This is a genomic window from Synechococcus sp. R55.8 (assembly GCF_047461895.1).
Lineage (GTDB): Bacteria > Cyanobacteriota > Cyanobacteriia > Thermostichales > Thermostichaceae > Thermostichus.
Genome location: NZ_JANSIB010000094.1, coordinates 1 through 12,038, shown reverse-complemented (window position 1 = coordinate 12,038; position 12,038 = coordinate 1). Strand labels below are relative to the sequence as shown.

Below are 12,038 nucleotides of genomic sequence, written 5' to 3'. Positions count from 1 at the left end.
GCTGTAGGGTTTCGATCCCCTCGGCAGTGACATCCATTCCCAGGCTGCGGGCCAAGGTGATGATCAGGCGAATGGTCTCGGCATTTTCTCCATTCGGCCCCCAGCGCGAGATGAAGGAGTGATCGATTTTCAGGCCATTTTTTCAGGCCATTGATGAGGTAATCCTGCAGGCCCCTGAGAGAGGAGTAGCCTGGGCCGAAGATCAAAACCCCCGCAATTGCGCCAGTTGCTCTGCCGCTAGAAACCGTAGCCTATTTTGCGGTGTGACATACTCCCGCACTCATGCTGACGCAAAGCGCTCCGCGCCGCTAAAGCGAAAGAGTACGGGCTTCTCAGTGACTCCTGTGAAGGACATTTCCTGAGCTTTGAGAACGGGATGCCCCACCGCTCTGTATTTGATGTTTATCGCCGCGTTGTGGTCTCGGCCTAGTTCCAGTCCACAATGCGGGCAAGAATGCCATCTGTCTCGAATGGTTTTCGGTACTTTTTGACCGCACTGAGAACAGTCTTGGCTCGTGCCTCTTGGATCCACTGCAATCGCCCTCAGCCCAGCTCTTTCAGCCTTGACTGCGAGAATTTGCAGGAATTGCCCCCACCCAGCGTCATAGATGGATTTCGCTAGTCGGGTTCTCGCAATACCTTTGGTGTTGAGCGCCTCATACGCAATATGCTTCCCTTTGCTTACTAGCTTCTTGGCTACTTTGTAGTGGAAATCTTTACGCTGATTGGCCACCTTGAGGTGCGCCTTAGCCACTCGCCTTAAGGCCTTCTTGCGGCGGTTTGACCCTTTCTGCTTGCGGGATAATGACCGCTGCAGCCTCTCCAGGCGCTTTTGGGCGCGGCGGTAATACTGGGGCACTGGGACGGACTCCCCTGTATCGGTCACCAAAAAGGAGTCCAGCCCCATGTCGATCCCTATCGTGTTCTCCAGTGTTGCAGGCTCAGGAGCAAACTCGGGGACGGACGCATCTTGCAGGCTTAATGTCACATACCACCCATCAGCCTTACGGGTGATGGTGGCAGTCTTGATAACAAACCCGTCAGGCAACGGACGGTGCTGAATCAGCTTAATTGCTCCGATTTTGGGCAGATGAATAAACTTCCCTTGAATGCAGTCCTGTTTTACCTGGGGAAAGGTGAAGGAACGATACCGGCCCGCCCCTTTGAATCTCGGCCTTCCTGCCCTCTTGCCGTTACGGTCGCCTTTCAGCCAGCGGTCGAATGCTTTGTGCACCCGCTCTATGCAGTTTTGCAGGACTTGCGAATGGATTGCTTGGTATTCGGGGAACCTTGCTTTGGTATTCACCAAGTCTCGTTTTTGGGAGTAGACATCCGGCCTGTCTTTCAGCTCAGGCAAATGACAGATTAAGGGGCAGGCGTTTATATCACAGCGGTTTTGTTCCCACCAGTTAAGCCGCTCTGCCAACCGATAGTTGTACTGCTTGCGCAACAGCTCCAGCCATTGCTCCATCAGGACAACTTGACTGGGCGTAGGCCGCAGGCGGTACTGATAGGCAGTCCTCATCTTAAGCGTACTCAGAAACCGCTACACTGATTATAGCGCCAGCAGGGATTAGCGGCCATGAAGCATGATTTTGTTTCCAGCGGCAGAGCTGTATCTGATTTGAAGGCACACTTGGTCTTAACCACCAAGCACCGTCGCAAGGTATTTACCAGCGAAATGCTGCAGCGATTACATGAAGTTATGTATGACCTTTGCCAAAAGTGGGGTTGCAAACTTATTGAGTTCAACGGCGAGGCAGACCATGTTCATCTGCTGTTCCAGTACTACCCGCAGGTGGATCTGTCCAAATTGGTAAACAACATCAAATCCGTCTCTAGTCGCAGGATGAGAAGCGAGTTTGCGGATTACATCAGCAAGATATACCGGAAAAATGTGCTGTGGAATGAATCTTATTTCATCGCTTCATGTGGTGGGGTAACAGTCTCGGTATTGCGCCAGTACATTGAAAACCAAGGTACTCCCGCCTCTCATCCCGGCCCAAGCGCTCCGCGCCGCTAGCACGTTCGCTTCAGCGGGCCGTAGGCCATACGTCCTACGGACAGAGGGCGGGGCTTCTCGGCGGTTTAGCTAAGGAGATCTTTCGGTGCTGGGGTGGTATTGTTGCCGTCTTTCTTCCAATTCCATCAGGATCTGCTGATGACGCTGCCGGGTGATTGGGTAGAACCACACCAGCAAGATCCCGCCGATCAAAGCCACTCCCGGTAAGGGGCCAATGGCAACGCGAATGGCCAACAAAGCCGATTCCGGCTGGATGGGCAGGGCCTCTCCGGCCACCGAAGGCACGAAGCCGGCCCAATCCAGAGCTTGCCCCACGAAAAACAGCCCCAGTGCCAGGCCCACCTTTTGTAAGAAGACCATAAAAGCGTAGAAGATCCCCTCCCGCCGCTCCCCGGTTTGCAGCTCATCCAGGTCGATCACATCCGGCAACATCGACCAAGGGCCGAGATAGGCTGTAGCAGAAACCCCAATGCCGGCCAACAGAGCCAGCCCAATCATGATCCCCTGCTGCCCGGGCTGGAGGAAAAACAGGCCTGCCTGCGAGATCAGCCAAAACCCCGCCCCAATGAGGTACATGGTGCGCTTGTCCAGATGGGTGCTCAGTTGGGTCCAACCGAACAGCGTCAGCACTGCGATCCCCTGTACCGCCAGTACCACCAGGGAAATCCACACCTCCGGCAGGCCCATCCAGAAGACGATGAAGTAGGGGATGATCGTGGCCGTGAACTGAAACGCCAGCCAAGAACACAGGTAGATGCCGCTGACAAACAGGTAGGGGCGGTTGCTGAAGGCCACCCGCAGTTGTTGAACCAGGGGCATGGGATCCCGTTGGGATGGATACCGTTCTCGCACCCCCCAAAAACAGATCAGCAAGGGCACAGCCGAGATCACTCCAAAACAGGCTCCGGCCAGCAGATGGCCGGCAGCCCGATCCGGCAGCAAGTTGACCAGCAGGGGAAAGGTGACCACCGCAACCATGCTGCCCCCTACAGAGAAGGCAAAGCGGAATTGGTTGAGCTGGGTGCGCTCGTCGTAATCCTGGGTCAGCTCCGCTGTCAGGGAGGCGTAGGGAATATTGGCCGCAGAGTAGAAGGTATTGAACAAGAGCGACACCGCCAGGTAGTAGGCAAACAGGGGGCCAATCCGACCGGGAAAAGGGATCCACCACTGGGCCAGGAACGTGAGGCCAAAGGGGAGGGCTGCAAACAGCAGCCAGGGGCGGCGACGGCCCCAACGGGTGCGGGTGCGGTCGCTGAGAATGCCGATGATGGGATCGTTGATGGCATCCCAAAAGCGAGTGATGGCGTAGATGCTGCCGGCTAGGCCTGCCGACATGCCAACGGTATTGGTGAGAAAGGGCAGCAGGAAAAAGATGAGGATGTTGGCCGTCATGCCTGTGCCCAGATCCCCCACCCCATAGGCCAGCTTCGTCCACAAACTGAGTCGCTGTCTGGTCATCATGTCCCCCTGGAATGCCAGGATTCCAGTGTAGGGGGTAGGTGGAGATTTCTTTTTTGGGGATCCCTGGAAAAGCTGATCAAAATTCAGGGTCTTCTCCCAGTTCCCGTAGCCGCTGGGCCAGTCGTTCGGCTCGGGAGCGTTCCAATTCTGCCCGCTGCCGTTCCAATTCAGCCCGTTGCCGTTCCAATTCAGCCCGCTGCCGTTCTAGTTCAGCTCCCGTAGGCAACAATTGCCCTGCCCTATCATACCAGCGCACCCAAAAGCGTTCTCGCCCCTCGTAGGATCCCCACCACCGACCGATACTCAAGTCCAAATCGGGCAACAGAATTGGGGGATGTTCTCCAGCGCCTGAGCCGGGGAGCAGCTCATAGTGTCCGCCCTGGAGTTGATAAACATTCAGCTCATCGGTCTCTAGCTCGAAGGTGACGTAGTAGGGGATCCGCAGCCGCCTTTCGTAGAGCTGGAATTTGGCTTGTCCGGGTTTTTCTTCCCCCTGGTCGTTGCAGATGATCTCCAAGATGAGAATAGGCAAGATATTCCCTTCGTCCCAAACCACATAACTTTTGCGGGCAGTGCCATCCCGCCAACGGGGAACCCCCAGCACCAGAAACAAATCTGGAACAATGACCTGCCGGGGTAGGGCGTAGTAAAGGCCCATGTTGCAAGCCACAAAAAAGTCTTGCCGATCTGACCAGTGCAGCAGCAGCGGTTCCCGGAGGAGGGGGTATTGGCGGCCTTGATCCTCGTTGTCCAAGGGGGTGTCGTCTGTATCGGGCAAGTCGTGCTGGGTGGGCCAGCGATAGGGGGCGATGGTCATGGCCAGGCAGGAGCAGTATGCCTCCACTGTAGCGAATGGGTTAGGACTGCATTTGGCTCATCGCCTCCAGATCCAGCACCTTGGCCACCTGTTCCGGGGTCATCAAGTTGCGCTCTAAGACAATCTGCCGAATGGACTGGCCGGTTTCCAAAGAAGCCTTGGCCACTTCTGCAGCTTGCAAATAGCCGATGTAGGGGTTGAGGGCGGTCACCAAAGCCAGCGTCCCTTCTGCGTAGCCGCGGCAGCGCTCCGGTTTGGGGGTGATGCCTTGAATACAGCGCTCGGCAAAGACCCGCAGGCTGCTGTTCAGAATCTGCAGGCTGTGCAGGAGGTCATAGGCAATCAGGGGCATCATCACGTTGAGCTCAAATTGCCCCGCTTGGGCTGCGAGGGTGATGGCGGTATCCAGCCCGATCACCTGGAAACAGACCATGTTCAACATCTCGGCTATCACCGGGTTGTACTTGCCAGGCATGATGGAAGAGCCGGGCTGCACCGGCGGCAGTTGGATCTCCTTCAGGCCGGTCTTGGGGCCAGAATCCATCAGCCGCAGGTCGTTGGCCAGCTTGATGCCATCTTGGGCCAGGTTGCGCAGGGATCCCGACAGATGCACAAAGGGGGCCATGCTCTGCATCGCCGCCATGGGGTGGGGAGCAGGGGTGAGGGGCAACTGGGTATACTCTGCCAGCCGTTGCACCACCTTTTTCCGGTACTGGGGATGAGTGTTGAGGCCGGTGCCGACGGCGCTTCCCCCCAGCCCCAAGCTGCACAGGGCCTGGCTGGCCTCCTCAATCCAGCGACGGTGTTGGGCAAAGATGGCCGCGTAGGCGCCGAAGCTATCCCCCAGCCGCACTGGCACCGCATCCTGCAAATGGGTGCGACCGGCCTTGAGGATGCCGCGAAACTCTTGGGCCTTCTGCTCCAGCGCCGCTACCAAATTGTCCAGCGTGCCCAGAAAATCCCGTCGCACCCGCAGCAGGGCAGCCAGACGAATGGCGGTGGGGATGACATCGTTGGTGGACTGGCCGTAGTTGACATGGTCGTTGGGGCTGACCCGCTCGTAGCGGCCCTTGGGCTCCCCCAGGATCTCCAGAGCGCGGTTGGCCAGCACTTCGTTGACGTTCATGTGGTGGGAGGTGCCCGCCCCCGCCTGGTACACATCCACCACAAACTGATCCCGCAGGGATCCCTGGAGGATCTCATCCGCCGCTTGGACAATCGCCTTGGCCACCTCTGCCGGAATGCACCCCAGCTCGCCGTTGACCTCCGCCGCCGCCTTTTTAATCAGCACGCAGGCCTCCACATACTCTGGCAGGGGCTTGAGGCCGCTGATGGGGAAGTTCTCCAGGGCACGGGCGGTCTGGATGCCGTAGTAAACCGACTGGGGTAGTTGCCGCTCCCCCATTGAGTCTCGTTCGCTGCGCACCTCAGCCAAGGCTTTTCCTCCCCCGTTCGCGGATCCTTGGGCTAGCTTCCGGCAGCCTTCTCTGAGGGTTTCTCGACGGCTGCAGATAAGTTTTGTAAAGTAGCCTGCAACTGCTGGCTGAGGCGCTCGTTGTTCTCTGCCAAGACCAACACCATGGCCGCACAGGCCAGATGCACCCCCGCTCGAAATTCTGCCGAAGACTTGTACTGGATCAGCGCTTCGCTATCCCCTTCCCGCGGGCTGAGGATGAGCTGAACCGACTTTTGGGCCAACTCTGTCAGTTCCCGTTCCGTTAAACCGAGCTGCACCGCTTCTGCCCTCCCTGCTGGCCGACAAACAACCCTCGATCCTGTTCAAGATCGCCACTTTGGTATCCTACCGCGGCCTGGCAGGATCCCCAAGTGAGCGGGCCTTGACAACGCTTGACGGCTCTAGAAAGAGACGGAAAATGCCGGTTAGTATAGGTGCAGCCTGCCTTAGCCTGCGGGCCAGTGGCCGACTTTGATTGGAGAGTCCAAACTCAGGGTTCGGCACTGCTCCGAAGGGGGCTAGTCCTACTTAGCATTTGTCTTGTGTTGTTATTTCGTTGAGAGAGGAAAACTTGACCGTAGAGCGTCCACCTGACCGCTTCCCCCGCAAGCAGCGCGCAGAGCTGCCGGCCATCAACGAGCGCATCCGCTTCCCCAAAATCCGCCTTATCGATACCGACGGCACTCAGTTGGGGATCATGAGCCCGCGCGAAGCCCTGCGCCTGGCAGAAGAAAAAGATCTGGACTTGGTCTTGGTGAGCGAAAAGGCCGACCCGCCCGTCTGCCGCATCATGGACTACGGCAAGTTCAAGTTTGAGAAGGAGAAGAAAGAACGGGAGGCCCGCAAGAAGCAACACACTGCCGAGATCAAGGAAGTGAAGTTTCGCTACAACATCGGCGAGCACGACTACAACGTGCGCCTGCGCAGCGCCCAACAGTTCTTGGGGGATGGAGACAAGGTGAAAGCCACGGTGATGTTCCGCGGTCGTGAGGCCCAGCACGCCGAGTTGGGGGAAGAATTGCTGCACCGCTTGTTCAAAGACTTACAAGAAGTGGCGGAAATGCAGCAGCCCCCCCAAAAGGAAGGGCGAAACATCACGATGATTCTCTCTCCCAAAAAATCGGTCTGAGGAGGGATCCCACCCATGCCCCTTGCCGTTGGGGATCCGGCTCCGGAGTTCACCCTGCCCGATGCCGAGGGCAATCCCATCAGCTTGAGCCAGTTGCGGGGACAGCGGGTGGTGCTCTATTTTTACCCGCGGGACAACACCCCCGGCTGCACCCAAGAAGCCTGCGGCTTTCGGGATGCCTACGCTGACTATCAAGCCCACGGCATCGCCATCTTGGGGGTGAGCGCCGACGATGCCCGTTCCCACCAAAAATTTGCCCAGAAGCTGCAACTGCCCTTCCCCCTGTTGGTGGATGAGGGGGCCAAGGTGGCCAGGGCTTACGGGGTCTATGGGCCGAAAAAGTTCATGGGCAAAGAGTACAACGGCATTCACCGCACCACTTTTGTTATTGATCCGGAGGGGAAGATCGAGGCCGTTATCACCAAGGTCAAGGTGGAAACCCACGCAGCGGAGCTGCTCAAGCAGTTGACCGGCTCTTAGGCTTTCCGGTGGGAGTTCGGCAGACCTGCTGCTGGGCTCGTTGTTCTGGAACCTGAGCCAAGACGGGAACGAAAAGAGCAAAAAAAGATGTAAAGTGCCGGTATTGATTCCTCGTGGGCTAGGGCCGTGTCCCGACGCAGCCGTACCCTCAAGTCGATTCACGACAGCTACCAAATGTTGGGTTTGGCCGGCCAAGGGCAGTACGGGCGTGTATTCTGTGCCCGTCCCCGTCAAGGAGGAGACCTGGTGGCCCTGAAGGAGCTGCCGGCGGAGCGCTTTCCCACCCAAAATCTGCTGCGGGAGCTGCGCCATCTGCTCACCCTCAACCACCCCAACATTACCCGCTGCTACGCCCTCGAACATGCCCGCGAAGGTCGCTACCTGGTGTTGGAGTACTGCGAGGGAGGCACGCTGCGGGAGCTGATCGACCAGGTGGAGCAAGGGCTGTGGCTGCCGGTCAAGCAGGTTTTGGGCTTTGTGGATCAGATTTTGGCCGGGTTAGATCATGCCCACCGGCAGGGGGTGATCCACTGCGATGTCAAGCCCGAGAACATCCTGCTCAAGCCCACGCCCCAGGGCTGGCAACTGAAGTTGACGGATTTTGGCATCGCCCGTCGCCTGCAGCCTGCTGCCGGCGAGATCACCGCCACCGGATCCCCTGCCTACATGGCCCCGGAGCGGTTTTATGGCCAGTTCAGTCCCGCTTCCGATCTCTACGCGGTGGGGATCATCCTGGTGGAGCTGCTGACGGGCCGACGGCCTTTTTCCGGATCTCCCGGCCAGTTGATGCACGCCCACCTCAACCAGCCGTTTGTCTGTCCAGAAGGGATCCCTGCCCCGCTGCGGGAGGTGCTGGAGATAGCCCTACGCAAGTTGCCCTTGCGGCGGTTCCGCACTGCTGCCCAAATGCGGTCGGCTTTGGCGGTGGTTGCCCAAGAGTGGCAAGAGCCGGCCAGTTGTTGGGTTGGCCCTCGCCTGCCCAGATGGCCGCCCCCTGGGGTACAGGTTTGGGATCTGCCGGATCTGGGCTCTGTTGACACTGGCGGGATGGAGTTCCTGGCCGAGCAAAAGTTCTGCATCTGCGAGGATCCCAGCGGCTCCAGATCCCCGCTGCTGTTGCGGGTGACCCCCCAGAGGCTGGAATGGCTGGAGCTCCAGAACCTTGCCCTGGGATCCCCTGCTTTGGCCCGTTTTTCCCTGGACGAGCCAATTCGGGCGGTGCTGCCCTTGAACACCTTCCCGGAAGCCCTGGCCTTCTCCCGAAGCAGCCTTTTGCACCTCAGCCCCAGCCGCATCCGCACCTTGCTCAGCTTTGAGGAGGATTGGCAGGCCACCTGGCTGGCAGAGCGACAGGAGCTGGTCTGGGCCACCGCCCAAGAGTTGGGGGCCGTACAATGGCAGCCGGCCACGTCGACAGGAACACAGCCTTTCCCCGATTCCCGCTGCTATTTTCGTTGGCCTTGGCAGGGATCCCTGTCCCGCTTGCTGGCCCTCTCGGAGCATCTGGTTTTGTTGACAGGTGTGGGGCAGCAGTGGGTGGAGATGAGCCTCTTGCCCTATCCCAAGGGACACCATCCCACTGTCGCAACCGGTTGGTCTCTGCAGACGGGATCCCAGCCCATTCGCCATCGCCTGCCCTTGGATCCCCAAGGGGGGGTGATCAGCTTGGGAGAACGGTTGCTCTTTGCGGCAACAGATGAGGGAAGGGAAGGCCAGCAAGGTTGCTGCCCCTATCTCCACTCGGTGCAGGTGAATCCGCTGCGGGTGCGCCGCTGGTTCTTGAAAGGGCAACCTGTCCAGATGGCCAAGGCCCCTTGGGGCGTGCTGCTGCTGTGTCGAGAGGGCGAGCAATCCACTTCCCTCTGGCTGTACAGTGAAAAAGGGGATCCCTTGGCCCAAGTAGCTGTGCCTAACGGCTCACAGGTGTTGCAGGTGGGCCAAAGGGGCAAGATTTGGCTGCAGGTGCCCAAAGCAGAGAAATCTCACCTGTCTCAGCTTTGGCAATTGGATCTGAACTGCTTGCCGGTGAGTGGACAGCCTTCCCAGGTGATGCTGTGCGACCCAGCGATCTAGAGTTTCGCCAAGGACTCCGTCCCGCTGTCGCGACCGGACTCGGCCAGAACCGCTATCAGCCCTAAGATCAAGTTTGAAGATCAAGTTTGGCCAGATGCCCGGCCAGCTCTGCTGGGCTGTGGACCAGGGGAGTGGTGATCTGTCCAGCCTGTTGGAGAACAAGCATGAGTCAGTATCTGCCGGAACCTGCTGCTGTGGAGGAGGATCCCAGCTTGTTGGTAGAGCGGCTGCGCCGCAAAGAGGGCCGGTGGCTGGATTGGGCCAAGGCCTGTCAAGCTTTGCAACGACAGAAAATGACTCCCCAGGCCATCTTCGAGGCAACCGGGTTTGAGCCCATTCACCAAAACCAGATCATCGTTGCGGCCCAAGTTTACGAAGGGATATCCAAAGCAGGAGCCAGCCCAGCAGTTCTGGAGCATTTTGCCCACAAAGGTAGCGATATCCTCTACGAGTTGCGCATTCTCTCTCCACAGGATCGGGTTCGGGTGGCGGAATTTATCTTCAGTCGCCATTTGCATGCCGATGATGCTCACGAGATCGCCCGCGCCGTGAAAAATTATGCCCAGCTCCAACAGCTTCCGGAAGGGTTTACGGATCACCCCGGCGATGCGGTGGCCTATCAAGCCTGGCGGACGGCCCAGCAAACCCGCGATCTGCAGGAGCGAACTCGGGCTATCGGTCGAGCGTTTCAGTATGTCCACAGTGATACAGCCCGCCGACAGGTGGAGCAGCTCTTGTCCACGATTGCCACCAGCTCCCGCCCCCAACGCAGCGTTTTGCCCAAGCTGTCCGTGTTTCGCTTGGAAGAAGATCTGCCGCGCCTGCTGCCGGTGGCCGGCTCCCTGCCTCTTGCAACTGCCGCCTGGGAAGGGATCCCCCCCAGCGAGCCGCAAGGGCCCTTTGGCTGGGTCAACAGCCCGGCGGAGCAGACTTGGATGGCCTTGCCTGCTTGGCCGGTGATTCAAAAGGCCGGGGATCCGGTGATCCTTCAGGTGGAAAACCGGCTTTTGGGATCCCTGTTGGGTTTGCCGGTGCCTGCCGGTGAAGAACAGGATCCGGTTTTGCTGGTGGTCGATCGCGCCGCTCGGGTTTGGGAGGGAGCTCAGATGGCGGGATTTTTCCTGGTGGATCGGGCCGGATCCCTGGCGGTGGAGTGGATAGAAGACTCGCCCTCCTCTCCCCTGTTGGGCCAGGTGCTGATGGCCGTGCGCCCCCCGCGGGTTTTCGATGAGGTGCTGGCTCAGGATCCCTGGCAGTTGGAAGAATAGGCGTTGGGATCCCGCCGTTGTAGCCATTCGTGCTAGTGGTGCAGAGCACCGCGCCTGGACTCGCCCCCATGGCCTCACCCATGGCCTCAATTGAGCAAGGCCAAGTTATCCCGGTGGACGGCAGTATCAACCCCTTCGTAGCCCAGGATGTGAGGGATCTCGGCAGTTTTTTTGCCCTTAATCTGCCGCAGCTCCTCGGCGCTGTAGTTCACCAGGCCCCGCGCCACCTCCTGGCCGCTGGGATCGCACAGGCGCACGGCAGCCCCCGCCTCAAACTCCCCAGAAATGGCTGTGATCCCTGCCGGCAACAGCGAGCGCCCTTGCTCGCACACCGCTCGTACCGCCCCCTCATCCAAAGTCAAAGATCCCTCGGGGATGAGGCCGTAGGCAATCCATCGCTTGCGGGCGCTGGCGGGCTGAGGAGCCGGATCAAAGCGGGTGCCGATGGCCTCGCCGGCCAGAATTGCCGGGATCTGCTCAGGCCGTTTGCCATTGGTGATCACCACCGTTACCCCTGCAGCTGTAGCAATTTGAGCAGCGGTCAGTTTGGTGGCCATGCCGCCGGTGCCCCAGCCGCTTTTCCCCTGGGCTTCGGCCTTCACCTGTAGCGGGATCCCGGGCAACACCCGCTCAATGGGCTGGGCAGAGGGATCTCGGTTGGGGTCAGCCGAATAGAGCTTGTCCACATCGGTGAGCAGGATAAGCCACTTGGCCTGCACCATGCTGGCCACTAACGCCGAAAGCGAGTCGTTATCGCCGAATTTCAGCTCCTCCACTGCCACCGTGTCGTTTTCATTGACGATGGGAATAACCCCCATCTGCAGCAGTTGGGCAAAAGTGCGATTGGCGTTCACGTAGCGGCTGCGCTCCACCAGATCGCCGCGGGTGAGCAGCACTTGGGCAATTGGCTGGTTCAGAGCCGAGAAGAGGTCATCGTAAAGGCGGATCAACCGCCCCTGTCCCACCGCAGCCACCGCCTGCTTCTCGGCAATAGCCGTCGGTCGTTGCCGCCAGCCAAGGCGAGCACAGCCCACCCCCACCGCCCCAGAGGAGACCAAGATCACCGCATACCCCTGCCTGCGCAGGTGGGTCAGCACCTCCACCAGCGGCCCCAACACCGAAAGACGCAACAAGCCGGTCTGAGTATCTGTCAGGCTGGAGGTGCCGATCTTCACCACCACCGTCACGTCTGTTGTTGCCATCGCCGCTCTCAACCCATCCTCCCACCCCTCTATTCACCATAGCGCCACCATAGCGGAGTCAAGACGCAGCTGTATTGACCAAAAGGCGCGGCAAGCCCCGTCCTTCAGGGCGGGGAAGGATAGCGCCGA

The 12,038-nt window shown here is 59.2% G+C and carries 11 protein-coding genes and 1 pseudogene; 5 read left to right on the top strand and 7 right to left on the bottom strand.

All coding sequences use genetic code 11. The features are described from left to right. Together NW829_RS09855 and NW829_RS09850 are read right to left on the bottom strand one after the other, a co-directional pair. Positions 1-127: pseudogene (locus NW829_RS09855) on the bottom strand (Diguanylate phosphodiesterase); the annotation flags it as partial. A gap of 153 nt (positions 128-280) precedes the next feature. Continuing rightward, positions 281-1,525, bottom strand: a complete 1,245-nt coding sequence (locus tag NW829_RS09850) for an RNA-guided endonuclease InsQ/TnpB family protein (RefSeq protein ID WP_414416980.1) — start codon at positions 1,523-1,525, stop codon at positions 281-283. Between the two features lie 57 nt (positions 1,526-1,582). On the opposite strand from NW829_RS09850, the gene tnpA reads away from it, so the two are divergent. Next, a complete protein-coding gene (gene tnpA / locus NW829_RS09845) occupies positions 1,583-2,023 on the top strand; it encodes an IS200/IS605 family transposase (RefSeq protein WP_414416979.1) in 441 nt (146 codons plus the stop codon). Between the two features lie 69 nt (positions 2,024-2,092). On the opposite strand, the gene NW829_RS09840 is transcribed toward tnpA, so the two are convergent. The 4 genes from NW829_RS09840 to NW829_RS09825 all read right to left on the bottom strand — a co-directional run bounded on the left by NW829_RS09840 (position 2,093) and on the right by NW829_RS09825 (position 6,035). Beyond that, positions 2,093-3,481 (bottom strand): MFS transporter, encoded by a 1,389-nt coding sequence (locus NW829_RS09840; protein WP_011432179.1) that lies wholly within the window; start codon positions 3,479-3,481, stop codon positions 2,093-2,095. A 79-nt stretch (positions 3,482-3,560) separates the two neighbouring features. Next, complete coding sequence (locus tag NW829_RS09835) at positions 3,561-4,301, bottom strand: Uma2 family endonuclease (protein ID WP_011432178.1); 741 nt, start codon at positions 4,299-4,301, stop codon at positions 3,561-3,563. A 40-nt stretch (positions 4,302-4,341) separates the two neighbouring features. Beyond that, positions 4,342-5,727, bottom strand: a complete 1,386-nt coding sequence (locus tag NW829_RS09830; RefSeq protein ID WP_414416981.1) for an aspartate ammonia-lyase — start codon at positions 5,725-5,727, stop codon at positions 4,342-4,344. Positions 5,728-5,768: 41 nt separating this feature from the next. Next, positions 5,769-6,035, bottom strand: coding sequence for a hypothetical protein (locus NW829_RS09825; RefSeq protein ID WP_414416978.1), 267 nt, complete (start codon positions 6,033-6,035; stop codon positions 5,769-5,771). Positions 6,036-6,328: 293 nt separating this feature from the next. On the opposite strand from NW829_RS09825, the gene infC reads away from it, so the two are divergent. The 4 genes from infC (at position 6,329) to raf1 (ending at position 10,707) form a co-directional block, all read left to right on the top strand. After that, positions 6,329-6,886: a translation initiation factor IF-3 gene (infC, locus tag NW829_RS09820; RefSeq protein WP_011432175.1), complete on the top strand. Its 558-nt coding sequence runs from the start codon at positions 6,329-6,331 to the stop codon at positions 6,884-6,886. Between the two features lie 15 nt (positions 6,887-6,901). Continuing rightward, the gene (gene bcp / locus NW829_RS09815; protein WP_011432174.1) at positions 6,902-7,366 is read left to right on the top strand and encodes a thioredoxin-dependent thiol peroxidase; all 465 of its coding nucleotides are present in this window, start codon (positions 6,902-6,904) and stop codon (positions 7,364-7,366) included. A 126-nt stretch (positions 7,367-7,492) separates the two neighbouring features. Further along, positions 7,493-9,439, top strand: coding sequence for a serine/threonine-protein kinase (locus NW829_RS09810; protein ID WP_414416977.1), 1,947 nt, complete (start codon positions 7,493-7,495; stop codon positions 9,437-9,439). A gap of 164 nt (positions 9,440-9,603) precedes the next feature. Beyond that, the gene (gene raf1, locus NW829_RS09805; RefSeq protein WP_414416976.1) at positions 9,604-10,707 is read left to right on the top strand and encodes a RuBisCO accumulation factor 1; all 1,104 of its coding nucleotides are present in this window, start codon (positions 9,604-9,606) and stop codon (positions 10,705-10,707) included. Positions 10,708-10,793: 86 nt separating this feature from the next. Here raf1 and proB read toward each other — a convergent pair whose 3' ends face one another. After that, entirely contained in the window at positions 10,794-11,909 is a 1,116-nt protein-coding gene (gene proB / locus NW829_RS09800; RefSeq protein ID WP_414352179.1) for a glutamate 5-kinase, read from the bottom strand. Positions 11,910-12,038: the final 129 nt, after the last annotated feature.

Coding starts and splice junctions, on each gene's coding strand:
- NW829_RS09850 (WP_414416980.1), bottom strand. CDS start 1,525: ATGAGGACTGCCTATCAGTACCGCCTGCGGCCTACGCCCAGTCAAGTT.
- tnpA (WP_414416979.1), top strand. CDS start 1,583: ATGAAGCATGATTTTGTTTCCAGCGGCAGAGCTGTATCTGATTTGAAG.
- NW829_RS09840 (WP_011432179.1), bottom strand. CDS start 3,481: ATGACCAGACAGCGACTCAGTTTGTGGACGAAGCTGGCCTATGGGGTG.
- NW829_RS09835 (WP_011432178.1), bottom strand. CDS start 4,301: ATGACCATCGCCCCCTATCGCTGGCCCACCCAGCACGACTTGCCCGAT.
- bcp (WP_011432174.1), top strand. CDS start 6,902: ATGCCCCTTGCCGTTGGGGATCCGGCTCCGGAGTTCACCCTGCCCGAT.
- raf1 (WP_414416976.1), top strand. CDS start 9,604: ATGAGTCAGTATCTGCCGGAACCTGCTGCTGTGGAGGAGGATCCCAGC.
- proB (WP_414352179.1), bottom strand. CDS start 11,909: ATGGCAACAACAGACGTGACGGTGGTGGTGAAGATCGGCACCTCCAGC.